The organism is Streptomyces sp. NPDC021012, from assembly GCF_044333355.1.
In the GTDB taxonomy this organism is placed as follows: Bacteria; Actinomycetota; Actinomycetes; order Streptomycetales; family Streptomycetaceae; genus Streptomyces.
This window is the reverse complement of record NZ_JBIRQU010000005.1, coordinates 504920-531800: the sequence shown is the minus strand read 5'-3', so window position 1 is coordinate 531800 and position 26881 is coordinate 504920. Positions and strand designations below refer to the sequence as shown.

Sequence of the window (26881 nt, the reverse complement as noted above, 5' to 3'; positions counted from 1 at the left end):
CGGCCGGCGGTCCCCGGAAGCTGCGCACACCGTCCCACGGGTACCACGCCGTGAAGTCCTCGTCGTACTGCGCGGGTTGTGCCTGCCCGTGCAACCCGCGAAGTCGTGGACGGGGCCTGCTCACCGGAACGGGGACGGACGGCCACCGACACCTCGACAACCCATCGGACTTCGCGGCAGCCCCGGCGTGTCCTCCGGTCAATGCCTTCGCACCGGCAGTTCAGGTCCCCGTCGAGAGCTCGGGACGCGCGCCGAGAGCGATCCGGCAGACGGCCTCCTGTACGTCCGTGTAGGCCAGCAGATAGACGACCCGTATACGAGACGCCGGATGGGCTTCGAAATACCCCACGATGGCCGCCAGCAGAGTATCCACGGTGTGGCGCAAATCACTATTACCCCCGCCGGTTCCCAGCAGCGGCACGACAACTGAACGTAGCGGCTCCCCGGCCTCGGCGATCCGGTCAACCTCCAGCAGGATGTTGCGGGCGCATCGCGCCAGATCCATCACCTGGCGGTAGCCAGAGCCAGGTTCCCCCTCGACCGCGGCAACGTGCACGATCTTCCGAACCTGATGGCTCTCCAGTAGCTCACCTGGCCCGGTGACCACCACCTGACCCGCCGATACATACTGCCGACCGTCCATACGCTCGGCGAGTTCCTTGGCAATGGCGTCGTCGATCAGATGTCCGGCGTCGTCCCGGCGACCCCCGTGGTAACGGATTGCAGCGGAGATGGTCGGCTCATCGACACGGGACATCTCCATGCGGGTGTTCTCCGGGTTGACCCACACGTCGATGCCGAGCACATTCGCGAGATTTCCGGTAACCATTCCGATCCGGTGCCGCCTGCTGCCGCGCAGAGGGGCGTCGTATCGGGTGGACTGTGCGAGTGGGCGCGGCCCTTCTCCCGAGAGGCGTTCACCCGCCAACTGCCTCCGCAGGGCCGCGTTCTCGCGCTGGACCTTCTTCAACTGGGCCGTCAACTCGTCCCGTCGGCGGGTCTTTGCGAGCCAGGTGAAGGAGATCAGCATGATGAAGGCGGCGAATCCCGCCGCACCGCTGAGGCCGAACCCCAGCGCCTTGCCTTCTGTCAGCGAATCCGGGAAGACCGAGAAGAGGAAGAGCGCTGCGGCAAGCGAATACAACAGGACGGAAGGGAGCTGGAGGGCGTACTGCCGCTCGGCCCGGCTCGGCGCGGACGACCAGATCTGCAGGGCAACGCCGGCGACAGTGAGGATCGCGGTGATGGCGAGCTGCAACGGACTCAACGGTGGCATCTCCTCTGCCTTGGACCCCTGCGGGTCGATCATAAGGGTCGCCACCCTCGCGTGGATCACGAACTAGCGCTATTCATAGGCGGCTTGAGCGCCCCGCCGATCTGGGATGGTGACCGGGGACTTGGCTTCATCCGCGTAACCCCAGCCCCAACACCTACTCCGCGACCGTCGCCGCAGCAATCACCCTGCAGGAGCCAGCCCTGCACGGCTGGGACCTGGCCCCCGCTGCCGGCCTGCCATTCCCGGTCGGCGAGGAGGCCGGCACCGCGGTGCTCGGCGCGGTGCGGCAGATCGCCGACAAGGCTCGCGCCAACGGCGGCTACGCCCCGGCCGTCACCGCCCCGGCCGACGCCTCCGCCTTCGACTGCGCGCTCGCCCTCAGCGGCCGCAACCCGGGCTGGATCGGCTGACCCACCGACCTTCGCTCATCCCCGGAGGCCCCGCCTTCTGGTGGCAGTTTCGGTTGCATTCACCCCCGTCCAGGGCCGTTCAGAGCTCGGCCGACGGGCCGCTCCCCCACAGGTCAGGACCCCTACGGCCCCCGCCGGACCCCCGTACGAATATTCCGAGTCGGCCATCAGCGGTCAGGTACTCGCTGACCTATTCGCGTCCGAGCTGGTGGAGAGACGAAGGATCTTGTCCCAAGTAGCCACTACCCCCGCAGCGGCGGCCGTGGCCAGCGCGACGCCCACAGCTGACGAAGCCAGGGCAAAGACGATGCCAGCGAGACACAAGGTAAACGCAGATCCCCGCAGCACCTGCTGCCGCCACGCTCTGCGCTCGCGGTGACTGTGCAACAGCCCATAGGCGGATACGTCCCCAGGTGCGAGATCCTGCAGCCGGCCGCTGGCGAGCACTTTCAGGATTCGCTCCACTTCAAGCAGAGCACGCTTCGCACCGTCAATCCGGTCAAGCTCAACCCCGTCCCGAAGCTCGCGCACGAGGGCAGCGGCTGCTGCAAACCTGGCTACAACCTGGGGCATGGGGTTACGGCCGTCAGGAAGCGCACGTTGCACGGCATACCTCTCCAGCGCGATGGCGAAGTCTTCCAACGCTTGCACTGCCGCAACGTGTGGAGAGTTGAAGGGCGATGCCGTCGGAGGCTCCTTCCCTGTTACCTCCAGAGGCTGGAGGAGTGCCTCATAGGCCCTACGCACCGTGACCGTCACGGCTTCGGTTGTCCACCGTTGCATGCCTTGGTTTGTGACAAGCGAGGCGATTACAGCAGTGATCAGCATGGGCGTCACCAAGACCCCTATGGCGACGGCGTCGCGCCAGACGTGCCAGTTTGCGCGTTGGATGGCTGCTGCAAGGGCACCACCCGCTGAGACGGATATCGCGACGGGGACGATCATCTTGAGAGCGAGTGCCCTCCGGGACGCCTGATACAGGACGTCTTCGCGCTGCAAGTAGTCCAGCGTCGGACGATCTGGACGCGTCGCCAAGGAGCTGTCGCGGACCTGGCGCACCAGGTGAGCGCGGCGCCGTCTTGCGTGTGCCCGCGCGTGAGCCCAGCAGATCCGTTCCAAGAGCGTTCTGTTACGTCGGCGCTGCGACGTTGCCGTCATGGTCAGGGACCACATCGACAATGCCCAAGCAGCGAAGATGAGCGCCCCAAACTCGGCTTTCGACACGTTCCCCCCTCCGGAACATCGAGGGGCTCAGCCCCTTCACAGGTCCCTATGCCCCGGGGAGGTTCGCCAACGCCTCGCTGTCAGTACGAAGCCCTGTGCGAGCCGAGTGCCGTCAATCCGGCCACCGCAGGCCCGTGACCAGCTACAAGATCGGGCTGTCGACCTGGCAGACGACCCAGCTCCGTGGTCTCAGTTCTGGTCTCATTCACCCCCGTCCGGCCCCGGCCAGACGTGGCCACCCCGAACGCTCCGCCGCAGGTCAGGACGCCCACGACCCCCGCCGGACCCCCGTACGAACATTTGGAAAGCGTGTTGGGGGCAACCCCTCACGAGTTCGAATCTCGTATCCTCCGCCAGCGCCCAGCAGGGCGTACGAAGGTCCCGACCGCACAGCGGCCGGGACCTTCGTCGTTGTGCGGTCGCGGTTCTGGTCGCGGTTCCCGTCTACCGCCCGTCGAGGACGGATTCGACAGGGGCCGCGGGGAGAGGCGTCTCCTCGTCGGTGAGCTCCCGCCACAGCGCGCGCTCCTCTGCCGACACCCGCATGTGCCGGCCGGCGTGGCCGCGCCCCCGGCTGGGCACGTGGACCGGGACGCTCTCGCCCGTCGCGCTCCGCAGGACCAGGCCCTCGATGTGGACGGGCTTCCGCCGCGGGAGGCATAGCGCGGGCACGAACCAGGCCGCGTGAATCACGCCACAGTGACCGGCGCCTTCGCTGACGAGGCAGTGGCGTTCGCTGCTCGGTACGCACTTCCGGACTTCGAGGTGCCGGTACCCGCCGCGGATCACCATCTCCATGCCATATCCGGTGTGCCGCACCCCATGTGCCATCGATCAAACCGCCGACCCGCGTACTCGGCCGGGCAAGTGGTGCCGATTCCGCAACTAGCCGTGCTGGTGGGATTCTTCGCCCGGGTCCGCCCGGGTCCGCCCCAGGAGTCATCGCTTTTGGCAGAAATCCGCCCTCCCGACTTCCGAGGTGCACCACCATCAACCCATGGACCGTGGACAGACACGTGGGTAAGCGCGAACGCCGCCGCAAGCGGGAACGAACCGACAATCACCAGTCGAAACAGCGAGCGGCCGCTCCGCAGCCGATCTTCCGGGAATTCCCGGAAGACGTTCCCCGCATCCGTGTCGTGATCAAGCACGACGCTCCCGAAGACGCGCAGAGGATCAGTGCCCTCTACTGGGAGGTCAAGAACGACGGCACCTGGGCCCGGACCGTGAGCAGCATCGGCGTCGCCGGCAACATCGGTGCGGTGGCCACGGCCCACTCCCACGCTGTCCTGCTCCACTGCCCCTGTGCGAACTGCTCCGAACCGATAGCCGTCACCAACCGGTCCTGGGCCAACAAGGTGGGCGGCAAGTACCTGGACGCCGAGGCTCCCTCGTACCTGTGCGAGGACTGCACGGCGATCGAGAGGCACGAGGAGAGCGAACGGCAGCAACGCGCCGCCGAACAGAGGCATGCCGAGCAGGAGCGTGCGCGGCAGGAGAGCGAACGGATCAAGCTCCTGATCGCCGATGCGATCAAGGATGAGGAGGGGAAGCGCGAGCCGACCGGCCCCCTGGATGTGGAAGATCCTCTGGCCCTGGCCCTCTATGCGGCGTTGACCAGCTACTCCACGAGCCACCCCGGCAAGGCGCTCCCCAGCCTCACGGGCATCGGTCCCCTGGGGTGGACCGGCGATGAAGAGCAGGACAGGGAACTCCTCCTGGCCCTCTACGACGCCGGTCTGCTCGCCCTCGCACCGGAGAGTCCGACGCAGGCGTTCGTTCCTTCTCCGGACGGCGACGGCGTCGCCTTCGTTTCCGCGGAGGTCGCGTGGCGGATCGTCGGCGGCCCGGCCAACGCGCAGGAACGCGCCAAGGAGATCAGGTACGCCCTCCAGACCCGGCCGGGCACCCAGGGCGCCGCGGCACGTGACGCCTTCGCCGCTCTGATGGACCGGATGGAAGTCGCGGACATCGCGGCCTACCTCAACGGCCTGCTCACCAAGAAGTACGGCTATCCCGAGGTGCCCGAAGCCCGACGCGAGGAGCTCGCGGACGTCATCCGAAAGGGCCTCGACCACGGGTACACCCCTGGCCAGATGATCTGCTTCGCATGGCGCGCCGCCGACTCCGCCGCGGCCTGGAAGGAGCGCAATCCCCGTATGGGACCGCCGGAGGCGGCATCTGCCTCGGTGACCAGCCTCAACGGAAAGCTCGAAAAGGCGATCGAGCTCCACCACTCCATCCCCGAGTACGAGACCCCCCGCTGGCACAAGGCACCTCTCGCACTCGGCAGCTTCCGGCGGCTCCACGCCGACATCCGCTGGGTGTACAACCGCGAGATCATCAGCGCGTGCCCTCATTGCGACCACCAGGGCCTCAAGGAAACCATTCGCGCGGAGTCCGGAACAAAGGCCTTGTGGCGCTGCACCCATCCCGTCGAAATTCCCGCCCAACAACAGAATCCGGAGGAGACGAGCCCCCGGGACGAAGCGCCCGACCCTGCCGATGTCTGATCTCGAAGCCCTAGGTTTCATTTTTCCCCCCGCCCCGCCAGTACCTCACCGGGCACGTCGTCGAAAGGGCCCCACCGTCGGCGGTGGGGCCCTTTCGACGTATCCGGTATTCCCCGCCTAGACGGGACAGGGCCGGTACTCGAGGCTCAGCTCGCGGTCGACGGCGTAGCTGGTCCGCATCGACGCGTCGATCACCTGCTGCCAGGAGCCGTACTTGGCGTACAGCTGGTCCGCTGTGGGGCCGAGGGGGTTCCCGTACTTCGCGATGTTCCGCTCCTCCAGGATGCGGACCTCCTCCGGAGTCATGCCGGCCCGGGTGATCGCCTTCGCCTGGTTCCGCATGTCGACGAGCTCCCGCGCGATCTCCTCGTCCGTGGCCCCCGCCTCACGCATGTCCCGCTCCGTACGGTGCATGTCCTCCAGAAGCCCGTGATAGCTCATCCGGGTCCGCTGGGCCTCGACCTTCTCGTCCATCGGCAGGACGCGAATCCTGCACACGACCGGGTCGGTACTGGGGCAGGGATCATCGGCGGAGACCGGCGGGGCCAGCGGCGCCGTGATCACGGACCCACAGGCCTCCGCCGCCCCCGCCACGGACGAGCCGGCCGTACCCAGCACGGCGACGGCAGCCACGAACGGAACGAGCGCACGGCTCAGCAAAGAAGAGGAAGAACGCATGGGCGCATCCTTGGGGGCGCCCCCGCGCCCCTTCACGCAGGCGCACCGATGATCACCCCTACGAGGGCGGGACCATGGCCCGACCGGCAGGTCCCGCCAGCCACGTGCGACCCGACGCGCCCGAACACCCCGCCGTCAACCGCCCGCCCCTCGGCGGGGGCCTCCGGGCGCCTGGCGGCACCCCCTGCCCCTTCTGAACCGCGCTCCGGCCGCTCGGGGAAATGGCCCGCAGGGCTGAGTGGCGGCCCGAAAGGGCTCGTTCACTGAATAGGGGGGTCATTTGGCGGAGGCACGTTCCTCCTCCATCCCCGGCGTAGCGATGCCGGTACTTTCTGTGACGGCCAGTCGGCCCAGATGACCAGTCGGCACACGCAACAAGGGGAATCCATGAGGAAGTTGGTAACGACGGTAGTCGCTGCGGGGTTGCTCTTCGGAGGGATGGGCGCGGCGGCGGCCGACTCGTGGCACAGAGTCGCTCTTTTCAAGACGACCGGAGCGCGCTTCGCAGACGGAATGTACACGTGGGAGCCCGTTGAGACCCAGCAAGGCGCCTTCCACATCAAGGGGAAGCTGCGCGACATCGGCCTCAACGACAACCACAACGTGTATCTGCAGGTGAAGGTGCACGGTTACGGGTGGAATCGCTTCGACGGCGTGCAGAAGAAGACCGTCTGGATCGACAAGCTCGTCCACGACGGTGCCACTCGGTACACGAGCACGGCGGATGTGCGCGTATGCCAGAACCGAGGCTCCCTGCACCCTGACAACTGCTCGCCGACAAGGCACTTCGAGCGCAAGTAGGCAGCCGATCTTCGCGGGAGTCGCCCACCAGCGGCTCCCGCTCCCATAGGAGTGCGCACCACTGTGGACGTCATCCTCCGCGCCGAGGGCGTGGATCTCTTCTACGGCACGCAACAGGCGGTAACCGGTGCCGACTTCACGCTCAAGCGCGGTGAAGTGGCCGCCATCACGGGGAGCAGCGGCTCGGGGAAGTCGTCTCTGCTCTACTGCCTCGCCGGGGTCCTGGCGCCCACCAACGGCACGGTGACCTTCGACGGGGAACAGCTCTCGTGCCTCCCCGACGGGGAACTCAGTGCGCTGCGCCGTACGCGCCTGGGATTCGTCTTCCAGTACGGGGAGTTGCTGCCGGAGTTGACCGTCGAGGAGAACGCGGCGCTCCCCCTCCGGCTCGCCGGGATCAGCAAGGCCCATGCCCACGCCGTGGCCGCCCAGGTACTGGGGCGGCTCGGCATGGGTGATCTGCTGCGGCGCAGGACGTCGAAGCTGTCGGGTGGCCAGAGTCAGCGCGTGGCGGTCGCGCGGGCTCTGGTCCACCGGCCGGACGTGGTGTTCGCGGACGAGCCGACCGGAGCGCTCGACAGCGCCAACGCGGCTTCCGTGCTGGATGAGTTCCTTCGGCTGGCGCGGAGGCAGAAGACCGCCGTGGTCATCGTGACCCACGATGCCGATGTCGCCGCGAGGGCCGATACCCAGTACACGATGTCGGATGGTGTGCTGGCCCAACGGGTGGCGGTGTGAACGCGTTCGTCCTCGGCATGCGTCTACTGTGGGGCAGCGGACGCAGGGCACGTGCCCGGTTCCTCCTGATGGCGCTCGGGTCCGCTCTCGGGGTCTCCTGCCTGGCCGCCGCACTCACCATTCCGGCGATCATCGCTGCCAACGACGCCCGGGTGACACATCGCTCGGCGGAGACGGGCGAGCACACGAACGCGGTCTTCCAGGAGTTCCTGGACCCCTACGGCTCGCGACCGCTGCGGCGGATCTTCATCGCCCGCACGGGCCCCGGACCTCTGCCCGTTCCCCCAGGGGTCAAGGAACTCCCTCGTGCGGGTGAGGCGATCGTCTCGCCGAAGCTGGGCGAGATCCTGACGGCCAACCCACGAGCTGCCGGACTCGTGCCCGGCCGTGTGACCGGCACGATCGCCCCGGCGGGGCTCGGAGGCCCGGACGACCTGTACGCCTACATCGGCACCCGTCCGGGTGAGCTCACCGGGGCGGCGCCGCTCGGCCACTTCGGCGCCCCGTACACGCAGCACGATCTCCTTGAGCCTTCCACCCTGGACATCCTGCGGTTCACCATCGGCTGCATCGTGCTGCTCCCGCTCGTCATCTTCCTCTCCGTCTGCGCGCGGCTGTCCGGGGAGTCCCGCGCACGCCGGCTCGCCGCACTTCGGCTCGTCGGCCTCAGCGTGAAGGACACGCTGCGGGTCAACGCGGGAGAGAGCGTGGTCGCCGCCTTCGTCGGGGCCGTGGTGGGGCTCGTCGGGTACCTCGGGGTCAACGAGGTCATGGCGCGGGTCGGGATTCCCGGATTGCGCTGGTTCCCGGCCGATGGGCGGCCCGAGACCACGACCGTCGTCGTGTGCCTGCTGGGATGTCCGGCCCTCGCATGGATCGTCGGACAGTTCAGTGCACGTCGGGCAGCACAGTCGCCCATCAGCGTGCGCCGCACCGGGGAGAGCAAGCCTCCGAGGAAGTACGGGGCGTTTCTGCTGATTCCCGGGATCGGGATCATCGGCGGATACTGCCTGCTCAGTGCAATGGGGCGGGATCCGTCAGGCGGCTCCGCCAGTGCCGTACTGGTTCCGGGTGCTGTGCTGATGACCGGGGCGGGGCTTGTGTTCGGCCTGGCGCCGATCACGGCATGGCTCTCCCGACGCCTGGCGGCAGTATCGCGATCGCTCCCCCTGTCTCTGGCCATGCGACGCACGGAAGTCGATCCGGGTAGTGCGCTGCGGGTGGTCACGGGTCTCGTACTGCTGGTTTTCGGTGCCTCGCTCGCGCAAGGGGTGCTCATCGAACTGGACCAGGTCAGTCGGCGGACGGCTCCGGTCCAGGAGTACAGCCTTCCGGAGAGAGAGCTGAGTGCACAGCAGCGCACTCGACTGACCAGGCTGAGTGGAGTGCGGGCCCATGGTTTGGTGGTCGACTCGTGGGTGGCCTCCATCGAGGATCGCCTGCCCAGGGCACAAGGCATCGTTGCTACATGCGCTCAGCTGGCTGCCTTCACAGGGGCAACGCACGGGTGCGTCGACAACAAGGTTCTGCGGATCGAGGATCCGGCCTTCCTTTCCAACGAAGACGCACGCCCCGGCAGCAGCTTCCCGTTCCTGCTCGGCAATGGGCGAAAAATGACTGTCTCCGTACCCCAGGAAACGGTCGTTATCAGGGCATACGATCCTTCGGAGTTCGTCGGCCCCAGCCTGCTCATTCCCCCTTCTCTGGTTCCCCGGGGCACTCATTTCACAGACGCCCGCTTCGTCCTCGCCAGTTCGTCCGACCCCGCCACCGTCCGTTCCGTTCTCGACGGTATCGGGGCCGTGGCGCCCACCGTTTCTGTCGAGCCCGTGGGGATCGTCATCGGTTCGCTCGTTCAGTTGACCGTGATTCGGAGTCTGCTGGTCGTCGGAATGGTGCTCGGGCTGGTGATCGGGGTGGCCGCGTTTGTGGTGTCGGTGGCGGATCGGGCGCTGGAGCGGAGGGGGCAGGTGACGGCGCTGGCGTTGTTGGGGGCGAGGGCGGGGACGTTGCGGGTGGTGCAGGTGGTGCAGGTGTTGTTGCCGTTGGTGGTGGGGTTGGGGGCGGCGGTGGTCGCCGGGTGGTTGGCGGAGTCGAGTTATCTGATCACCGGGGGTGGTGAGGTGCACTGGGACTGGGAGGGGTTGCCCTTGCTGGTGGTCTGTGCGCTGGGGGTCATGCTCGCTGCCGCGGTCGCCTCCGTTCCGATGGTGCGGCGGCACATCGACCCCGAGCACATTCGGCGCGACTAGCGCGCTCATGCCGCCGGTTCTTGGGCCGTGCGGGTCTCGATGCGGGTCTTCAGGGTGAGCGTGGCCGCCGCCGTCGCCGTGCCGGCCGCGAGGGCGGTCCACCAGAGGGTCGTCGGGCCCAGGTTCGTGTAGGTCGTCACGCCGAGGGTGAGGGCTCCGAAGCGGGCCACGCCCCAGGTCCAGCTGAAGGCGCCCTGGTAGCGGCCGCGGGCGTGGGCAGGGGCGAGGTTGGCGAAGAGGCCGGCGGCGATGCCGGCGACGACGACCTCGCCGAGCGACCAGAGCACGACCGAAGCCGTGTAGCCGGCGATGCTGTCGGCCAGGCCCGTCGCCGCCACGCCCAGCGCGATCAGGGCGCTGCCCGCGCTCTGGACCGCCAGCTGCGGGAAACGGGACAGCCAGGCCGTCGCGAAGGGCTGGAGCGCGACCACCATGATCGCGTTGACCGCCGCCATCGCCCCGTACACCGCGGGCGACAGGCCGCTGTCGCGGACGGCCAGCGGGAGCGCGACCTCGGTCAGCGAGTAGACGAAGAGCTGGACGCCGAAGAGGGGGAGCAGGAGCATCGCCAGACGGTCGCGGGCCACCACTCCGTAGCCGATGCCGTCCTTCTGCTGCTTCCGGCCGGCCTCGCGCTTCGGTTCCGGGACGCGTACCGCCACCACCAGCGCGTACAGCAGCATCGAGCCCGCGTCGACCGCGAACAGGAGCCAGTAGCCCTGCGCCGCCAGGTAGCCGCCGAGGACTCCCGCCACCGCCGTGCCGATGTTCACGCCCCAGCCGAAGAGGGCGTACGCCCGCCGGCGCCGTTCGCTGTCGACGGCGTCGGCCAGCAGCGCGTACGCCGCCGGGGAGACCGTGCTGCCCGCCGCGCTGATCAGCAGCGCCGCCGCGGCCATCGTCCACACGCCCGGGGCCAGGAAGAGCGCTCCCTGCGCCGCCGCCGCGCCGATCAGGCCGATCAGCATCGTGGGACGGCGGCCGATGCGGTCGGCGAGGACGCCGCCCACGGCCGGGCCGACCAGGTTGCCCGCGCCGAGCGCGCCGAGCACGTACGAGGTGTCCCCGCCGGTCACTCCCCGCGAGGCGAGGAAGAAGACCAGGAACGGCGTGACCAGGTAGCCGAGGCGGTTGACGATCGTTCCCGCGAAGATCGTCCAGACCACGGACGGGAGTCCCCGGAAGGCCGAGGTGGAGGCCGACGTGGAGGGGGAGGGGGAGGGTGAAGTGGGGAGGGTGGGCTTGGAGTTGTTCGCTGTCGGAGGCATGGGTCGAGGGTGCTTTTCTTTCGCCTCTCCCCTCCAATCATTAAGCTCAGGCCGAATCCGTTCGCCGACTCCAGGACGTGAGACGCATGGAAGCCGGGCTCAGCTTCTCCGCCGCCGATCTCGCCCAGACCCGTTTCGCCGTCTCCCCCATGTGGGAGGTCGTCACCAGCTACCGCGTCGCCGCCCATCTGCCCGACTCCGCCCCGCACGGGCGCTGGGCCGCCCAGGTGCGGCCCCGGCTCGTCCGCGCCGGGCTCGATCGCGGCTGGCTCGCGGCGCTCGTCCCCGGTGCCGGATACATCGCCGACTTCCTCAACCCCACCCCCGAGGGGCCCTTCCCCACGCTCGCGTCCGAGCTCGACGCCATCCGCCGCGCCTCCCCCGGGGACGTGAGGGACGATCTCGACACCCTGGAGGGGAAGGGCGTCGACGCGTCCCGGCTGCGGGCCTTGCGCGAGGATCCCGTCGCCGTCCTCCCCAAGGTCGCCGACGAGATCGAGACGTACTGGGAGCTCGCCCTCGCCCCCTACTGGGCCCGCATCCAGAAGGTCCTCGAAGCCGATGTCTTCCACCGGGCGCGGCAGGTCGCCGAGCACGGTTCGGCTCGGGTCCTGAGCGAGCTCCACGAGACCGTGCGGTGGGACGACGGCACCCTGCGGCTCGTACGGCGGCACTGCGCGCTCACCCGCGACCAGGCGGGCTCAGGGCTGCTGCTCGTCCCCTCCGTCTTCGCCTGGCCCCGTGTCCTCACCCGCTCCGTACACCCCGACCCTCCGCAACTCGCCTATCCGGCACGGGGTTTCGGCGGAGTATGGGAGCCCCGTACCACCGTCGCCACGGATGCCGTCGCCGCCGTCCTCGGGCGCTCGCGCACCCTGCTCCTCACCGAGCTCGACACCCCCGCCTCCACCACCCAACTCGCCGCGCACTGCGGCATGTCCGCCGCCGGCGTCTCCCAGCACCTCATCGCCCTCCGGAACGCCGGCCTCGTCACCGCCCACCGCAGCGGCCGGTCCGTCCTCTACGCCCGTACCGCCGTCGCCGATCAACTGCTGCATCCGTGAGGGGGGATGGGGCCGCGGCCGGTGCCGTTCCCGGTGCGGGAGGCGGCCGTCTCCCGTCGGCTTGTCGGTTCACTGAGCGGGCGTGAACTGCTCCGTGCCCACCACCCGGAGCAGCGCGAGGCGCTCTCCCGTGTCCGTGCCCGGGGGCGGGGTGTAGAGGACGAGGCGCTGTTCGCCCTCCGGGGCGAGCAGGACCTGGCAGTCCAGGTCGACCGTGCCGATCACCGGGTGCGCGACGCGCATCCGGGTGTGGCGGCGGACCGCGACCTCGTGCCGCTCCCACAGCTCCGTGAACTCCTCGCTCGCCCCGTGCAGCCGCTCGACCAGGCGCGTGGAGGCCGGGTCGCCGGAGCGGCGGGCGACGGCCGCGCGCAGGTCGGCGACGTGGAGGCGGCTGTAGTACGCGTGCTCCTCGGCGGGGTAGGCCGTACGGGCCGCGGGGTCGGCGAACCAGCGCCAGGCCACGTTCCGCCCGTGCTCCGACACCGTGCACACCCCGCCGAGCAGGGACCGGGCCATCGCGTTCTGGGCGAGGACGTCCCCGAGGTCGCTCAGGACCTGTGCGGGGGTCGTGTCCAGCTGGTCCAGGAGGTGGAGGAGGCCCGGGGCGACGTGGTCGCCGGCCGTGGCTCCGGCGGGCGGGCGGTGGCCGGCGAGGAGGTGGAGGTGGTCGCGCTCGTCGGTGTCGAGGCGCAGCGCGCGGGCGAGCGCGGCGAGCATCTGCGGCGAGGGCTGCGGGCCGCGGGCCTGCTCCAGGCGGATGTAGTAGTCGGCGGACATGCCGGCGAGCTGGGCGACCTCCTCGCGGCGCAGTCCGGGCGTCCGGCGCCGGGGCCCGGCCGGGAGACCCGCGTCCTGCGGGCGGACCCGCTCGCGGGAACGGCGCAGGAAGTCGGCGAGTTCACGGCGGTCGATCGTCATGCCGATCATGGTGCCGGGTGCGGGGCCCCGTATCCAGGGATCGGCGGTCCCGGGGATGCCCGTAGCCGGGGGTGCCCGTAGCCAGGGATCGGCGGTCCCAGGGATCCCCGTAGCCGGGGACGCCCGTAGCCAGGCATCCCCGTAGCCAGGGACCGGCGGTCCCAAGGATCCCCGTAGCCAGGGACGCCCGTAGCCAGGCATCCCCGTATCCAGGGATCGGCGGTCCCAGGGTCGGGAGGGCTCTCCCGAGGTGCTCCGGCGGTCGGCAGAGTCCTCGGTGTCAGCCAGCGAACGCCTTCCCGCCGGGGAGGCCCGTCCACCGGGAGCACAGATCATGGCCACCGCCACCGTCGGCACCGCCCGCGTCCACTACGACATCGAGGGTTCGGGCGCCGGGCCCGCCCTGCTCCTCGTGCACGGCACCGGTTCGGGTGGCGCCGTCGTCAACTGGGGCCGGACCGCGCCCCGTTTCACCGCCGGCCGCCGGGTGATCACCCTGGATCTGTCGGGTGCGGACCGGACCGTCGACGAGGGCGGGGCGCTGACCGTGGAGGCGCTCGCCGCGCAGGTCGTCGCCGTCATCGAGGAGGCGGGCACCGGGCCGGTGGACCTGCTCGGGTTCTCGATGGGGGCCCCGGTGTCGGCGGCCGTCGCCGCCCTGCGCCCGGACCTGGTCGAGCGGCTCGTCCTGGTGGCGGGGTGGGCGTACACCGACGGGGACGAGTACCTGCGGAACCTGTTCACGCTGTGGCAGCGGCTGGGCGAGTTCGACCCGGCGGGCTTCGGGCGGAGCGTCACGATGACCGGGTTCAGCCGTGGCTTCCTCAACGCGATCGGCCGCGAGGGCGTCGAGGCGCTCGTCCCGAACATGCCGCCCACGCCGGGCACCCTGAGGCACGTGGCGCTCGACCTGACGGTCGACATCCGCGCGCTGCTGCCCCGGATCACGGCGGAGACGCTGGTCGTCGGCGGTACGCAGGACATCACCGTGCCGGTGGAGAACAGCCGGGAGCTGCACGGGGCGATCGCCCGCAGCACGTACGCGGAGATCGACGCCGGGCACGTCATGTTCTTCGAGAAGGAGGACGAGTTCGTGAAGGTCGTGACGGAGTTCCTCGGCTCGACCGGCTCCTGAACCCCATCATGGGGCCCATGGGAGAGACCAGGATCATCGATGCGGCCGAGCGGCGGGCGCGGCTCGGGGTGCGGCACCGGCTGGCCGGGGGCGCGCGGGCGGGGTCGGCGGCGGAGGTCGGGGACGCGCTCGTGGCGCTGCACGGGACGGATCCGGCGAGCGTGTTCCTCGCGGTGGGGGCGCGGCTGGCGGGAGGCGTCGAGCCGGTGGGGGCGGTGGAGGGGGCGCTGTACGAGGACGGGTCCCTGGTCCGTATGCACGGGATGCGGCACACGGTCTTCGCCTTCCCGTCCGCCCTCGCCGCCGCCGTCCAGGCCTCGACGACCGGACCGGCCGCGGTCCGTGAACGGACCGCGCTCCTCAAGCACTTGGCGGCCGGAAGCGATTTCGACGGGGCCTGGCTCGCGGAGACCGAGCGGCTCGTCCTCGCCGAGCTGGGCGCGCGGGGCGAGGCGACCGGGGCCGAACTCGGCGTGGCCGTACCGAGGTTGAGGTCGACGTACGTGTACGGGGCGGGGACGCGCCAGGAGGGCGTGCAGTCCGTCGCGAGCCGGGTGCTGCGGGTGCTCGGCATGGAGGGGCGGATCGTACGGGGCCGGCCGCAGGGGACGTGGACGTCGAGCCGCTTCCGGTGGGCGCTCGCCGAGGCCCGTCCCGTACGGGATCCGGCGGAGGCGCGGGCGGAGCTGCTCGGGCGGTGGCTCGGGACGTGCGGTCCCGCGACCGAGGCGGATCTGACGTGGTGGACGGGGTGGAGGGTCACGGACGTGCGCAAGGCGCTCGCGGCGGTGGGCGCGCTCGCGGTGGCGGTGGACGGGGGAACGGGTTTCGTCCTGCCGGACGACCTCGGTCCCGTACCGGAGCCGGAGCCCTGGGCGGCGCTGCTGCCCGCGCTCGATCCGACCGCGATGGGCTGGCAGGGCCGTGACTGGTACCTGGACCCGGCCCACCGGGCGGCGCTCTTCGACCGCAGCGGGAACATCGGGCCGACGGTGTGGTGGAACGGCCGGATCGTCGGAGGCTGGGCCCAGCGCCCGGACGGCTCCCTCGCCCACCGGTTCCTCGCCGACGTGGGCGCGGAGGCGGAGCGGGCGGTCGGGGCGGAGGCGGAGCGGCTCGCGGGGTGGCTGGGGGACGCGCGGGTGACGCCCCGCTTCCGGACTCCGCTGGAGCGGGAGCTGAGCGCCTCCTGACCGCGCCTTCTGACCGCGCCTGGTGACCGCGCCTGGTGACGGCCGCCTAGTGACGGCTCCCCAGGCCCGGGACGCCCAGGTCGTAGAGGCCGTCGAGGACCAGGTCGACGCCGACGGCGGCGAGCAGCAGGCCGAGGAGGCGGCCGAGGAGCTCGATCGTGGCGTGGTGGGTGCGGCGCAGGATCCGGGTGAGGAGCAGGACGCAGACGAGGTCGAGGGCGAGGACCGACACGTACGCGCCGACGACCGTCGAGCGCCAGCTGAAGGAGTCGCGGGCGGCCGCCTCGATGAGGACGGCGGTCATGGCGAGCGGGCTCACGATGTACGGCATGAGCAGCTCGCGGACCCCGCTGACCAGGTCGGGCGAGTCCTGGTGGGTGCCGTCGGAGCCGAGGTGGAGGCCGAGGACGAGGCCGACGGCGTAGATGAAGAAGATGACGCCGCCCGCGAGCTGGAGGGCGGGGGTGCTGATGTGGAAGAGGTCCAGCAGGTAGGGCGCCGTGATGCCGGTGACGAGGCCGACGAGGACGGCGGCGCCGGTGGAGATGAGCGCGATGGTCCGCAGCTGGCGGGGGTCGTGGACCTGGGCGAGGCCGGCGAAGGCGAGGAGGACCTTCGGGGGGCCGACGACGGAGAAGAAGGCGATGAAGGCGGCGGAGTAGGTGAGGGCGTTCACACCGGAATCATGGGGCGGTCGAGTGATTTCTCCCGCTTTCCGGGATTTCGTCCGCGCGGTGTCGAGAACGACGGACCGGCTCCGACTGTGCTGCGAGAGGCAGTGAAAGCGGGGAACGAGAGAACGAGCGAGGAGGACGTCATGAAGTACCTGGTGATGGTCCAGGGCGCGCAGGCCGACTACGAGGCGATGTCGGGCCGTGGCTCCGCGCGGTACCCCGCCTGGGACAAGGCGCAGCTCCAGACCATGTTCGACCACATGAACGCGATCAGCGAGGAGGCGGCCGCGCGCGGCGAGCTGGTCGACGCCCAGGGCCTCGCCGCCCCCTCGACGGCCCGCTTCGTCACGGTGGACGCCCAGGGCGAGCCGCTCGTCACCGACGGCCCGTACGCCGAGACCAAGGAGGTCCTCGCCGGCTACTGGGTCCTCGACTGCGCCTCCCTCGACCGCGTCACCGAGATCGCCGCCCAGGTCGCCCGCTGCCCGGTCCCACCCGGCTCCCCGGAGTACCCGGTGGTCGTCCGCCCGATCGACGAGACGGGACCGGGGCAGGACTGACGGGGCGGGACCGGTGGCGAGACGGTCGCTCAGTGCGGGCCGTGGGCCCCGCCGGCGTGGTGGGGTCTGCCGGCGGGGATCAGGAGGGGGGCGGTGAGGGCCGCGGTGGCGGCTGCGGCGGTGCAGAGGGTGAAGGCGGTGGTGAAGCCCGGGGTGGGGGAGCCCAGGGCGAGGGTGGAGGCGAGGGCCACGCCGATGGTGCCGCCGACCTCGTGGGAGGTGTTGACGATGCCGGAGGCGAGGCCGGACTCGTGGGCGGGGATGAGGCCGAGGGCCGTGGTGGTCGCCGTGACGAAGACCGCGCCGAGGCCGAGGGCCGCCGTCGCGAGGGACGGCAGGAGGCTCGTCCAGGGGTCGGCGGTCGGGGGCAGGAGGGCGAGGGGGAGGCAGCCCGCGGCGGCCAGGGCCGTGCCGGCGGCGGCGCAGGCGCGCGGGCCGGCCGTGGTGACCAGGCGGGAGCCGAGGTGGGCGCCGATCGCCGTGGTGAGGGCGACGGGGAGGAAGAGGAGTCCGGTGCGGAAGGCGTCCAGGCCGTTGACCTGCTGGAGCCGCATCGAGCCCAGGAAGAAGAACGAGATCAGGAGCGCCGTCGCGACCAGCATGAGGAGGGAGCCCGCCACGACCGGGCGCCGGGTCAGCATGCGCAGGTCCATGAGCGGGGTGCGGGTCCTCCGCTCCACCGCCGCGAACACGGCGTAGAGCGCGACCGCGCCCAGGAGCGGCAGCAGGGTCCCGGACGAGGTCCAGCCGTCGTCGCCCGCCCGGACCAGGCCGTGGACGAGCGCGCCGGTGGCGGTGGTGACGAGGAGGGCGCCGGGGACGTCCAGGCGGGCGCCGCCTCGCGGGGCCGCGTCCTTCGGCAGCAGCCTCGGGAGCGTCGCCAGGAGGGCGAGGCCCGTCGGGACGTTCGCGTAGAAGATCCACGGCCAGCCCGGGCCGGCCGTGAGGGCGCCGCCGAGGAGGACGCCGACGGCGGAGCCGGTGCCGCCGATGGCCGCCCAGACGCCGAGGGCCCTGGCCCGTTCCGGGCCGTGGAAGGTGGTCGTGACGAGGGCGAGCGCCGCCGGGGAGAGGAGGGCGGCGCCGATGCCCTGGGCGACGCGGCCGCCGAGGAGCACGGTGGCGTTCGGGGCCAGGCCGCAGGCCAGTGAGGCGGCGGTGAAGAGGGCCAGTCCGGTGAGGAGCACCCGGCGGGCGCCGAGGGCGTCGGCGAGCCGTCCGCCGAGGAGCATCAGGCCGCCGAAACAGAGGGTGTACGCGGTGACGACCCAGGTCAGGGCCGTACGCCCGAGGTCCAGGTCGGCGGCGACGGCGGGCAGCGCCACGTTCACGACGGTGACGTCGAGGATCAGCATGAACTGGGCCGCGCAGATCAGGACGAGGGCCGTCCAGCGGCGCGGATGGACGCGGGCAGGGGTGGGTACGGCGATGTCGGTGGGCATAACTGAACTGTACGGCACAGTACAGTTGAACTCAAGAGTGCAGTTCCATGGGTGGACCCGAGGGTGCGGTTCCGTAGGTGAACTTGAGAGTTCAGTTCGCTTGGTACGCTCCCCGCATGGACCCCAAGCCCGCCCCCACCGGCCCCCGCGCCGCCCGCAAGCGGCAGGACATCGTCCGGGCCGCCCGCGACCTCTTCCTCCGCGAGGGCTTCGGCGTCGGCATGGACGCCATCGCCGCCGAGGCGGGCGTCTCCAAGGTGACCGTCTACAACCACTTCGGCAGCAAGGAAGCCCTCTTCACCGCCGTCGTCGCCGGCGCCCTCGACGAACCGCTGCACGGGGAGACCGGCGGCCCCGACCTCTCCCGGCTCGCCGACGCCGAGGACCTGCGCGCCGCCCTCGCCGAGGCCGGGCGCGCCTGGGCCCTGGCCGTGCGCGCCGACGAGGAGGGCCGCGCCCTGCGCACCCTCGTCGCCACCGAGCTCCACCGCTTCCCCGAGCTGGGCCGCGCCTGGCGCGCGCATGGGCCGGCCGGCCACCACCCCGCCGTCGCGGACGCCCTGCGCGCCCTCGCGGACCGGGGGCGGCTCGCGATCCCGGACCTGGAGGTCGCCGTCCTCCAGCTGTACTCGCTGCTCGTCTTCCCGCAGATGGTGTTCGAGCAGTACGGGACGGAGCTCACCGAGGAGCTGAGCGAGCGGCTCGTCGTCGACGGGGTGGAGATGTTCCTCCGCCGCTACGCGCCGTGACAGGTGTCAGCGGGTGTCATCCTTGGTCTTCGACGGAACCCCGAGCCGGGGAGTAAAATTACCCCCTGGGGTATCTGTGGAGGAGTGGCAGTGGAACTCGATCTCGCGGGCGCCGAGCTCAAGGCCGTCCTGAACCGGCTTCGCCGGGCCCAGGGCCAGATCTCCGGGGTGATCCGGATGATCGAGGAGGGGCGCGACTGCGAGGAGGTCGTCACCCAGCTGGCGGCCGCCTCCCGGGCCCTCGACCGGGCCGGGTTCGCGATCATCGCGACCGGGCTCCAGCAGTGCTTGACCGACATCGAGGACGGTCGCAAGAACGGTGAGGACCCCGAGGCGATGCGGGCCCGCCTGGAGAAGCTCTTCCTCTCGCTGGCATAGGAGCGCGGAAGCACCCCCGGTGAAACGGATCGATATCCGGTTCACCGGGCGGACGGGTATGCTCGCTTCGGGGAGCGACCGAGGGGAAGACGGAGCCCAGGGGCGGCCAGGGACAGGAGTCGGCAGATGAGCACGGAGAACCCGCAGGCCGGAGACAGGGCGGCGGTGCCGGTACTCAGCCTGCTCCCCGCCGTCGACGCCCCCGCCCCCGAGCGCGCCGACGCGGCCCGCAACCGGCGCAGGATCCTCGACGCGGCCGCCCGGATCGTCGCCGAGGAAGGCCCCGACGCCGTCACCATGAACCAGGTCGCCCACGCCAGCGGCATCGGCGTCGGCACCGTCTACCGCCGCTTCGGCGACGTCTCCCAGCTCCTGTGGGCGCTCCTCGACGACCGCGAGCGCCAGTTCCAGGAGGCGTACATGAGCGGCCCTCCCCCACTGGGCCCCGGCGCCCCCGCCGCCGAACGCCTCGACGCCTTCTTCGACGCGCTCGTCGACCGGGTCGCCGCCCAGCGCGCCCTGCTCCTCGCGGCGCACTCCGCCGCGCCCCGCGCCCGCTACCACAGCGGCGCGTACCGGGTGATGCACACGCACATGGCCCTGCTCATCGGAGAGCTCCGGCCGGGCAGCGACAGCACGCTCCTCGCCCACCTGGCGCTCGCGCCGTTCTCGCCCGACGTCATGCACCACCTGACGGTCGAGCAGGAACTGTCGGCCGACCGGCTCAAGGCGGGCGTGAAGGAACTCCTGGCCCTCCGGGCCTGACCTCTCAGGGCCTGACCCCTCCGGGCCCGACCCCTCCGGACCCCGCCCCCGAGTCCGGCCGGTCCGGTCCGTGGCGCGTGGTGGACCGGTGGGCCGTCGCAGGTCCAGGATCACGCCATGACCACGTACTTGATCCTGCACGGCTTCCAGAACCGCCGCCCGCCCGCCCACTGGCAGTACTGGCTCGCCGAGCAGCTGCGCGAGCGCGGCCACGAGGTCCGCTACCCCCAGCTGCCCGCGCCGGACGCGCCCGTCCTCGACGAGTGGATCGACGCGCTGGAGCAGCACGGGCAGCGCCCGGCCGAGGGCGGGTTCGTGGTCCTCGCGCACAGCCTGGCGGTGCTGCTGTGGCTGCGCGCCGGAGCCCGCCGGCCGGACGCCGACCGGGTCCTCCTGGTCGCCCCGCCCTCCCCGGAGGTCACCGCCTCGATCCCCGAGATCGCCGCCTTCGCCGACGGCCTCGACCTGACGGAGGCGGACCTCAAGGCGCGGCTCGTGTACGGGGAGGGGGACCCGTACTGCCCCGGGGGCGCCGACCGGCACTACGGCATCCCGCTGGGCCTCGACCTGGACCTCGTACCGGACGGCGAGCACCTCAACCCCGACTCGGGGTACGGGGAGTGGCCCTCGCTCCTGGAGTGGTGCGAGGACCCGTCCGTACGGGTGCGGGAAAACCTCGCGCCGTAGCACCGGCACGCCCGGTAGCGTCGGCCGGATGCATCCCGTGACCGATCCGTACGACCAGGGCCTGCTCGACGTGGGCGACGGCAACCGCGTCCACTGGGAGGTCTCCGGGAACCCGGACGGCAGGCCCGCGCTCGTCGTGCACGGCGGGCCGGGCTCCGGCTCCTCCCCGCGCAGCCGGCGCTGGTTCGACCCGGAGGCGTACCGGATCGTCCTCTTCGACCAGCGCGGCTGCGGGCGCTCCACCCCGCATGCGAGCGACCCGGCCGCCGACATGGCCGTGAACACCACCGCGCACCTGGTGGCCGACATGGAGCGGCTGCGGGAGCACCTGGGGATCGAGAAGTGGCTGCTGTACGGCGGCTCCTGGGGCTCGACGCTGATCCTGGCGTACGCGGAGGCGCACCCCGAGCGCGTGTCGGAGATCGTGATCGCCGCCGTCACGACCACCCGTCGCTCCGAGACCGCCTGGCTGTACGAGGGCGTCGGCCGCTTCTTCCCCGAGGCCCACGAGCGCTTCCGCGCGGGGGCGGACCACGCGGCGGACCTCGTCGGGGAGTACGCCGCCCGGATGAACCACCCCGACCGGGCCGTACGGGAGAGGGCGGCGGCCGACTGGTGCGCCTGGGAGGACGCCGTGCTGTCCATGGAGGGCATGGGCACCCCGTACACCGACCGGGTCGACGACGCCCGGCTCGGCTTCGTCCGGATCTGCTCGCACTACTTCGCGCACGGCGCCTTCCTGGAGGAGGGCGCGCTGATCCGCGACGCGCACCGGCTCGCCGGCATCCCGGGGGTACTGATCCACGGCCGGCTCGACATGGGCGGGCCGCTCACCACCGCCTGGGAGCTGTCCCGCGCCTGGCCGGACGCCGAGCTGCACGTGGTGGAGCAGGCCGGGCACCTGGGCGGCGAGGAGACCGGACGCCTGGTCCTGGCGGCCCTCGACCGCTTCGCGAAGAACCCCTTCACGAAGAACGGCTCCACGAAGAACCGCCTCACGAAGAACGGCCCCGCAAAGGGGTGAAATCGGGCCCACCGGGCGGGAATTGATAATTCCACATTTCATTCCTGTTCGACCTGACAGGAATTGTGAAAGACCTGTTCACAGAATGCCCTCAGGCTCGCTAGCTTCCCCTCAACCTCGTCCGTACCGGGAAGGGACTTCTGTGAACGCATCCCAGCGCCGAGCCGCGGCCATCCTCGCCGCCGCCGCCCTCGCCACCCCGCTGGTCCTCGCCTCCCCCGCCACCGCGGGACAGGACCCGGCGGCAGCGCCCGCCCGCGACGCCGCCAGGCTGGCGAAGAAGCTGGTCCGCGAGACGACCGCCCAGGACGCCTACAAGCACCTGCAGAAGTTCCAGGCGATAGCCGACTCGGCCGGCGGGAACCGGGCGGCCGGCACGCTCGGCCACGACGCCTCCGCCGCGTACGTGTACACGCAGCTCAAGAAGGCCGGATACGACGTCCGGTACCAGCAGTTCGACTTCGTCTTCACCCAGACGCTCGCCGAGAAGGCCTCCGTCGTCGCGCCCGCGCCCCGGACCCTCGACATCAAGGCGATGACGTACACGAAGTCCACCCCGGTCGGCGGCATCACCGCCGAGCTCGCGGCCGTGCCCGTCGACGCCGACGGGACCACCGGCTGCGAGCCGGGCGACTTCGCCTCCGGCACCTTCACCGGGAAGATCGCGCTGATCAAGCGCGGCGGCTGCACCTTCGCGGTCAAGCAGCAGAACGCCGCCGCGGCCGGTGCCGCCGGCGCGGTGATCTACAACAACGTCGACGGCGCCCTCTCCGGCACCCTCGGCGACCCGGCCGCCGGAAAGGTCCCCACCGGCGGGATCAGCCTGGCCGAGGGCACGCAGCTCGCCGCCGACCTCGCCAAGGGCCCGGTCTCGCTCTCCTTCGAGGTCCGCCAGCTCCTGGAGAACCGCGTCACCAACAACGTCATCGCGGAGACCCGGGGCGGCAACGCCGCCAACACCGTCATGCTCGGCTCCCACCTGGACTCCGTCACCGCGGGCCCCGGCATCAACGACAACGGCTCCGGCTCCGCCGGCCTCCTGCAGACCGCCCTGGAGCTCGCCAAGTCGAAGGACAAGGTCCGCAACAAGGTCCGCTTCGCCTGGTGGTCGGCGGAGGAGCTCGGCCTCCTCGGCTCCGAGCACTACGTCGACAGCCTGACGGACCTCGGCAGGAAGGAGATCAAGCTCTACCTCAACTTCGACATGATCGCCTCGCCGAACTACGGCCTGTTCGTGTACGACGGCGACAACTCGGACGGCGTCGGCGCCGGCGCGGGCCCCGAGGGCTCCGCCCAACTGGAGCGCGACATCACCGACTTCATGGACGGACGCGGGCTCCCGCACGAGGGCACCGACTTCACCGGCCGCTCCGACTACGGCCCGTTCATCGGGGTCGGCATCCCCTCCGGCGGCACCTTCACCGGCGCCGAGGGCATCAAGACCCCTGCCCAGGCGGCCAAGTTCGGCGGCCAGGCGGGCGTGGCGTACGACGTGAACTACCACGCCAAGGGCGACGACATCAGCAACATCGACATGACGGCCTTCGACGCCAACATCGACGTCATCGCCAACGCCGTGGGCACCTACGCCCACGACATCTCCTCCCTGCGCAAGCCGGTCGTCTCCACCCCCACCACCGGCGACGCGGGCAGCGGCGGCGGCCTGCACGGCGACCACGACGAGGTGACGCAGTAGCTAGCGCCTGCGGCGGGCCGTCCCGAAGAGCGAGCGGCTGATCTCCCGGCCCAGCTGGGTGCCGATCGACCGGGCCAGGGACGTGAAGATCCCGCTGCCCACCACCTGTTCGGCGAGCGAGGGCTCCTCCTTCCCACGAGGGGCCCTCGCCGCCTCTTTCTCACGAGGGGCCCTCGCCGCCTCCTCGTCCCGGGCGGCCTCCAGCGCCGCCGCCTCCGCCGCCCGCTGCTCGGCGGTCAGCTTCTCGTACGCCGACTCCCGGTCCACCGCCTCCGCGTACCGCCCGTACAGCGGCGAGGCCTTCACCGCCGCGTCCAGGGCCGCCGCGTCCACCGGCCCCATCAGCGACTCGGGGGCCCGCAGCCGGGTCGCCGCCACCGGCGTCGGCGCGCCCTTCTCGCTCAGTACGGTGACCACCGCCTCGCCCGTGCCGAGCCCGGTCAGCACCTCCTCCAGGTCGTACGGCGAGTTCGGGAAGGTCCGCACCGTCGCCTTCAGGGCCTTCGCGTCCTCCGGGGTGAAGGCGCGCAGCGCGTGCTGCACCCGGTTGCCGAGCTGCCCGAGCACGTCCGAGGGCACGTCCTTCGGGGTCTGCGTCACGAAGAAGACCCCGACGCCCTTCGAGCGGATCAGCCGCACCGTCTGCGTGATCGACTCCAGGAACGCCTTCGAGGCCCCGCTGAACAGCAGGTGCGCCTCGTCGAAGAAGAAGACCAGCTTCGGCTTGTCCAGGTCGCCGACCTCGGGCAGGTCCCCGAAGAGGTCCGCCAGCATCCACATCAGGAAGGTCGAGAACAGCTGCGGCTTGTCCTGCACGGCCGGCAGCTCCAGGACCGAGACGATCCCGCGCCCGTCCGGCGCCGTCCGCAGCAGCTCGGCCGTGTCGAACTCCGGCTCCCCGAAGAAGTCCCCCGCGCCCTGCTGCTCGAAGGCCGTGAGGGAGCGCAGGATCACCCCCGCCGTGGCGGTGGAGAGGCCGCCGATGCCCTTGAGCTCGGCCTTCCCCGTGTCCGAGACCAGGAAGGCCACCACCGCCCGCAGGTCCTTCAGGTCGATCAGCTCCAGACCCTTGGAGTCGGCGTAGTGGAAGATCAGGCCGAGCGACTGCTCCTGCGTCTGGTTGAGCTGGAGCACCTTGGAGAGCAGCACCGGACCGAAGCTGGTGACCGTCGCGCGGACCGGGATGCCGGGGCCGGTGCCGCCGAGCCCGTAGAACTCGCAGGGGAAGCCGCGCGCCCGCCACTCCTGGCCGACCTCGGCGGCCCGCTGCCTGACCTTCTCGCCGTCCGTGCCCGGGGCCGAGACCCCGGAGACGTCGCCCTTGACGTCGGCGAGGAAGACCGGCACGCCGTTCGCCGAGAGCTGCTCGGCGATCAGCTGGAGCGTCTTCGTCTTGCCGGTGCCGGTGGCCCCGGCGACCAGACCGTGGCGGTTGAGGACGGGCAGCGGGATGCGGATGCGCGCGTCCGGGTGACAGACGCCGTCCCAGAGCAGCGCCCCCAATTCGAGTGCGGGGCCGTCGAAGGCGTACCCGGCGGCGATCTCGGCGGCGGGGCCGGTCGCTCCGGCGGCCGGCGGCTGCTCGCTCACGCTCATGACAGGACCCCGATTTCGCTTTTGTCACGGTTCGCACCAGCATCCCACCGCCTTCGCGTGGCTGCGCCGGGAGCCGCTCGCCCGGTAGGCTTTCCGTGTGATCTTCAAGCGCATCGGAAACGGAAAGCCGTATCCCGACCACGGCCGGGAAAGCACCCGGCAGTGGGCGGACGTCGCCCCGCGCCCGGTCCGCCTCGACCAGCTGGTGACCACCAAGGGCCAGCTGGACCTGGAGACCCTGCTCGCCGAGGACTCCACCTTCTACGGCGACCTCTTCGCGCACGTCGTGAAGTGGCAGGGCGACCTCTACCTCGAGGACGGACTGCACCGCGCCGTCCGCGCGGCGCTCCAGCAGCGCCAGGTGCTGCACGCCCGCGTCCTGGAACTCGACTGAGGCCGCTCGGCCTCCTGCCGGGCTGACCCTTTCGGGGTCAGTTCGCCCCCATCCGGACGCGATCACATGATCATCAAGTAGGCATCGCCGACGGGCGGCATTACGCTGCGTTCATGAGCATGCTCACTCCCCCCGGCATGGGCGGAAAGTACCGCATCACGGGGGATGTCTACCCCCGCATGCGCCGCCCCCACCGCCGGCGCAGGATCGTCCTCGCGTCCGCCGCCGCCGTGGTCGTGCTCGGCGCGGCCGGCTGGGGGACGCTCCAGCTCGTCGACGTCTTCTCCGGCGACGAGGGCACCAAGACGACGGCCGGGAAGCAGGCCGACTGCAAGCCCGCCCCCAAGGCGACCACCGCGCCCGCCGCCGCCTTCCCCAAGCCCGCCCAGATCACGGTCAACGTCTACAACGCGACCCCGCGCAGCGGGCTCGCCAAGACGACCGCGGACGAGCTCAAGAAGCGCGGCTTCAAGATCGGCAAGGTGGGGAACGCGCCCGTCGCCTACGACAAGAAGGTCCCGGGCACCGGCCTGCTGCTCGGCGCGACCACGGCCGTCAAGGGCGCCCTGCCGGTCCTCGGCACCCAGCTCGCGGGCACCACGAGCAAGGCCGACACGCGGGCCACGCCGGACGTGGACCTGATCATCGGGACCGCGTTCAAGACGCTGTCCCCGAAGGCGACGGCGGACGCGGCCCTGGTCGCCCTGACCAAGCCCGCGCCCGCGGTGAAGCCCTGCCGTTAGGCCCTACTCGGCAGACCCGTACATGCGGTCGCCCGCGTCGCCCAGGCCCGGGACGATGTAGCCGTTCTCGTTGAGCCGCTCGTCGACCGAGGCCGTCACGACGGTCACCGGCGTGCCCGCGAGCTCGCGCTCCATGACCTCGACGCCCTCCGGGGCGGCGAGGAGCACGACCGCGGTCACGTCGTCGGCGCCGCGCTTGATGAGCTCCTGGATCGCCGCGACCAGCGTGCCGCCGGTCGCCAGCATCGGGTCGAGGACGTACACCTGGCGGCCCGAGAGGTCCTCCGGCATCCGCGTCGCGTAGGTCGACGCCTCCAGCGTCTCCTCGTTTCGGATCATGCCGAGGAAGCCGACCTCGGCCGTCGGGAGCAGCCGGACCATGCCGTCGAGCATGCCGAGCCCGGCGCGCAGGATCGGCACCACCAGCGGACGCGGGTGCGACAGCTTCACGCCGGTCGTGGGCGTGACGGGGGTCTCGATGTCGACCTGCTCGGTCCGGACGTCCCTGGTGGCCTCGTAGGCGAGCAGGGTGACCAGCTCGTCGGCGAGACGGCGGAAGGTCGCGGAGTCCGTGCGCTTGTCGCGCAGGGTGGTGAGCTTGTGGGCGACCAGGGGGTGGTCGACGACGTGGAGACGCATGACTCAACAGTAGCCCGCCGCGCACTGGCGTCGACCCACCGCGCTGGGGGAAAGTGGGGGC

General features: G+C 71.0%; 27 protein-coding genes. 17 read left to right on the top strand and 10 right to left on the bottom strand.

Features of this window, described 5'->3' with window-relative positions; translation table 11 throughout:
- Positions 1-220: 220 nt before the first annotated feature.
- Positions 221-1309: a macro domain-containing protein gene (locus ACH4TP_RS20010; protein WP_398438667.1), complete on the bottom strand. Its 1089-nt coding sequence runs from the start codon at positions 1307-1309 to the stop codon at positions 221-223.
- Positions 1310-1545: 236 nt separating this feature from the next.
- Between ACH4TP_RS20010 and ACH4TP_RS20005 the strand changes: the two genes are divergently transcribed.
- Positions 1546-1686: a hypothetical protein gene (locus ACH4TP_RS20005; protein WP_398438666.1), complete on the top strand. Its 141-nt coding sequence runs from the start codon at positions 1546-1548 to the stop codon at positions 1684-1686.
- A 174-nt stretch (positions 1687-1860) separates the two neighbouring features.
- On the opposite strand, the gene ACH4TP_RS20000 is transcribed toward ACH4TP_RS20005, so the two are convergent.
- On the bottom strand, positions 1861-2685 hold the full coding sequence (locus ACH4TP_RS20000) for a hypothetical protein (RefSeq protein ID WP_398438665.1): 825 nt from the start codon (positions 2683-2685) through the stop codon (positions 1861-1863).
- 669 nt (positions 2686-3354) lie between these two features.
- Positions 3355-3708 (bottom strand): hypothetical protein, encoded by a 354-nt coding sequence (locus ACH4TP_RS19995; protein WP_398438664.1) that lies wholly within the window; start codon positions 3706-3708, stop codon positions 3355-3357.
- 218 nt (positions 3709-3926) lie between these two features.
- Between ACH4TP_RS19995 and ACH4TP_RS19990 the strand changes: the two genes are divergently transcribed.
- On the top strand, positions 3927-5423 hold the full coding sequence (locus ACH4TP_RS19990) for a hypothetical protein (RefSeq protein ID WP_398438663.1): 1497 nt from the start codon (positions 3927-3929) through the stop codon (positions 5421-5423).
- A 117-nt stretch (positions 5424-5540) separates the two neighbouring features.
- On the opposite strand, the gene ACH4TP_RS19985 is transcribed toward ACH4TP_RS19990, so the two are convergent.
- Complete coding sequence (locus ACH4TP_RS19985; RefSeq protein ID WP_398191552.1) at positions 5541-6101, bottom strand: hypothetical protein; 561 nt, start codon at positions 6099-6101, stop codon at positions 5541-5543.
- Between the two features lie 387 nt (positions 6102-6488).
- On the opposite strand from ACH4TP_RS19985, the gene ACH4TP_RS19980 reads away from it, so the two are divergent.
- The 3 genes from ACH4TP_RS19980 (at position 6489) to ACH4TP_RS19970 (ending at position 9892) form a co-directional block, all read left to right on the top strand.
- A complete protein-coding gene (locus ACH4TP_RS19980; RefSeq protein WP_398191555.1) occupies positions 6489-6902 on the top strand; it encodes a hypothetical protein in 414 nt (137 codons plus the stop codon).
- A 63-nt stretch (positions 6903-6965) separates the two neighbouring features.
- Positions 6966-7640: an ABC transporter ATP-binding protein gene (locus tag ACH4TP_RS19975; RefSeq protein ID WP_398438662.1), complete on the top strand. Its 675-nt coding sequence runs from the start codon at positions 6966-6968 to the stop codon at positions 7638-7640.
- On the top strand, positions 7637-9892 hold the full coding sequence (locus ACH4TP_RS19970; protein WP_398438661.1) for an FtsX-like permease family protein: 2256 nt from the start codon (positions 7637-7639) through the stop codon (positions 9890-9892). Before ACH4TP_RS19975 ends, ACH4TP_RS19970 begins: the two co-directional genes overlap by 4 nt.
- Before the next feature lie 5 nt (positions 9893-9897).
- Here ACH4TP_RS19970 and ACH4TP_RS19965 read toward each other — a convergent pair whose 3' ends face one another.
- Complete coding sequence (locus tag ACH4TP_RS19965) at positions 9898-11160, bottom strand: MFS transporter (RefSeq protein WP_398438660.1); 1263 nt, start codon at positions 11158-11160, stop codon at positions 9898-9900.
- Positions 11161-11246: 86 nt separating this feature from the next.
- Between ACH4TP_RS19965 and ACH4TP_RS19960 the strand changes: the two genes are divergently transcribed.
- On the top strand, positions 11247-12224 hold the full coding sequence (locus tag ACH4TP_RS19960; protein ID WP_398438725.1) for a DUF5937 family protein: 978 nt from the start codon (positions 11247-11249) through the stop codon (positions 12222-12224).
- Between the two features lie 69 nt (positions 12225-12293).
- Here ACH4TP_RS19960 and ACH4TP_RS19955 read toward each other — a convergent pair whose 3' ends face one another.
- Positions 12294-13154, bottom strand: coding sequence for a helix-turn-helix transcriptional regulator (locus ACH4TP_RS19955; RefSeq protein ID WP_398438659.1), 861 nt, complete (start codon positions 13152-13154; stop codon positions 12294-12296).
- Positions 13155-13479: 325 nt separating this feature from the next.
- On the opposite strand from ACH4TP_RS19955, the gene ACH4TP_RS19950 reads away from it, so the two are divergent.
- Together ACH4TP_RS19950 and ACH4TP_RS19945 are read left to right on the top strand one after the other, a co-directional pair.
- Positions 13480-14280: an alpha/beta fold hydrolase gene (locus tag ACH4TP_RS19950; RefSeq protein ID WP_389237959.1), complete on the top strand. Its 801-nt coding sequence runs from the start codon at positions 13480-13482 to the stop codon at positions 14278-14280.
- A gap of 17 nt (positions 14281-14297) precedes the next feature.
- The gene (locus ACH4TP_RS19945; protein WP_398438658.1) at positions 14298-15473 is read left to right on the top strand and encodes a winged helix DNA-binding domain-containing protein; all 1176 of its coding nucleotides are present in this window, start codon (positions 14298-14300) and stop codon (positions 15471-15473) included.
- Positions 15474-15519: 46 nt separating this feature from the next.
- On the opposite strand, the gene ACH4TP_RS19940 is transcribed toward ACH4TP_RS19945, so the two are convergent.
- Complete coding sequence (locus ACH4TP_RS19940; protein ID WP_398191570.1) at positions 15520-16149, bottom strand: MarC family protein; 630 nt, start codon at positions 16147-16149, stop codon at positions 15520-15522.
- A 141-nt stretch (positions 16150-16290) separates the two neighbouring features.
- Here ACH4TP_RS19940 and ACH4TP_RS19935 point away from each other — a divergent pair, with 141 nt between their 5' ends.
- Entirely contained in the window at positions 16291-16707 is a 417-nt protein-coding gene (locus tag ACH4TP_RS19935; protein ID WP_398191573.1) for a YciI family protein, read from the top strand.
- 29 nt (positions 16708-16736) lie between these two features.
- Here ACH4TP_RS19935 and ACH4TP_RS19930 read toward each other — a convergent pair whose 3' ends face one another.
- Positions 16737-18149, bottom strand: coding sequence for a DHA2 family efflux MFS transporter permease subunit (locus ACH4TP_RS19930; RefSeq protein ID WP_398438657.1), 1413 nt, complete (start codon positions 18147-18149; stop codon positions 16737-16739).
- Between the two features lie 116 nt (positions 18150-18265).
- Here ACH4TP_RS19930 and ACH4TP_RS19925 point away from each other — a divergent pair, with 116 nt between their 5' ends.
- The 6 genes from ACH4TP_RS19925 (at position 18266) to ACH4TP_RS19900 (ending at position 23448) form a co-directional block, all read left to right on the top strand.
- Positions 18266-18898: a TetR/AcrR family transcriptional regulator gene (locus ACH4TP_RS19925; RefSeq protein ID WP_389237969.1), complete on the top strand. Its 633-nt coding sequence runs from the start codon at positions 18266-18268 to the stop codon at positions 18896-18898.
- 90 nt (positions 18899-18988) lie between these two features.
- Positions 18989-19276: a metal-sensitive transcriptional regulator gene (locus tag ACH4TP_RS19920; RefSeq protein WP_388851550.1), complete on the top strand. Its 288-nt coding sequence runs from the start codon at positions 18989-18991 to the stop codon at positions 19274-19276.
- Positions 19277-19402: 126 nt separating this feature from the next.
- Complete coding sequence (locus tag ACH4TP_RS19915) at positions 19403-20041, top strand: TetR/AcrR family transcriptional regulator (protein ID WP_389237971.1); 639 nt, start codon at positions 19403-19405, stop codon at positions 20039-20041.
- 117 nt (positions 20042-20158) lie between these two features.
- Complete coding sequence (locus ACH4TP_RS19910) at positions 20159-20728, top strand: RBBP9/YdeN family alpha/beta hydrolase (RefSeq protein ID WP_389237973.1); 570 nt, start codon at positions 20159-20161, stop codon at positions 20726-20728.
- Positions 20729-20756: 28 nt separating this feature from the next.
- The gene (pip, locus tag ACH4TP_RS19905) at positions 20757-21752 is read left to right on the top strand and encodes a prolyl aminopeptidase (RefSeq protein WP_398438656.1); all 996 of its coding nucleotides are present in this window, start codon (positions 20757-20759) and stop codon (positions 21750-21752) included.
- A gap of 142 nt (positions 21753-21894) precedes the next feature.
- A complete protein-coding gene (locus ACH4TP_RS19900) occupies positions 21895-23448 on the top strand; it encodes a M28 family metallopeptidase (protein WP_398191587.1) in 1554 nt (517 codons plus the stop codon).
- Here the strand turns inward: ACH4TP_RS19900 and ACH4TP_RS19895 are convergent, their stop codons facing one another.
- On the bottom strand, positions 23449-25044 hold the full coding sequence (locus tag ACH4TP_RS19895) for a helicase HerA-like domain-containing protein (RefSeq protein ID WP_398438655.1): 1596 nt from the start codon (positions 25042-25044) through the stop codon (positions 23449-23451).
- A 97-nt stretch (positions 25045-25141) separates the two neighbouring features.
- Between ACH4TP_RS19895 and ACH4TP_RS19890 the strand changes: the two genes are divergently transcribed.
- Both ACH4TP_RS19890 and ACH4TP_RS19885 read left to right on the top strand, forming a co-directional pair.
- On the top strand, positions 25142-25438 hold the full coding sequence (locus ACH4TP_RS19890) for a type II toxin-antitoxin system VapB family antitoxin (RefSeq protein WP_030209440.1): 297 nt from the start codon (positions 25142-25144) through the stop codon (positions 25436-25438).
- Between the two features lie 113 nt (positions 25439-25551).
- The gene (locus ACH4TP_RS19885) at positions 25552-26181 is read left to right on the top strand and encodes a LytR C-terminal domain-containing protein (protein WP_398191593.1); all 630 of its coding nucleotides are present in this window, start codon (positions 25552-25554) and stop codon (positions 26179-26181) included.
- A gap of 3 nt (positions 26182-26184) precedes the next feature.
- Here the strand turns inward: ACH4TP_RS19885 and upp are convergent, their stop codons facing one another.
- Positions 26185-26820 carry a uracil phosphoribosyltransferase gene (gene upp, locus ACH4TP_RS19880; protein WP_017240523.1) on the bottom strand — a complete coding sequence of 212 codons (636 nt, stop codon included), beginning with the start codon at positions 26818-26820 and terminating at the stop codon, positions 26185-26187.
- Positions 26821-26881: the final 61 nt, after the last annotated feature.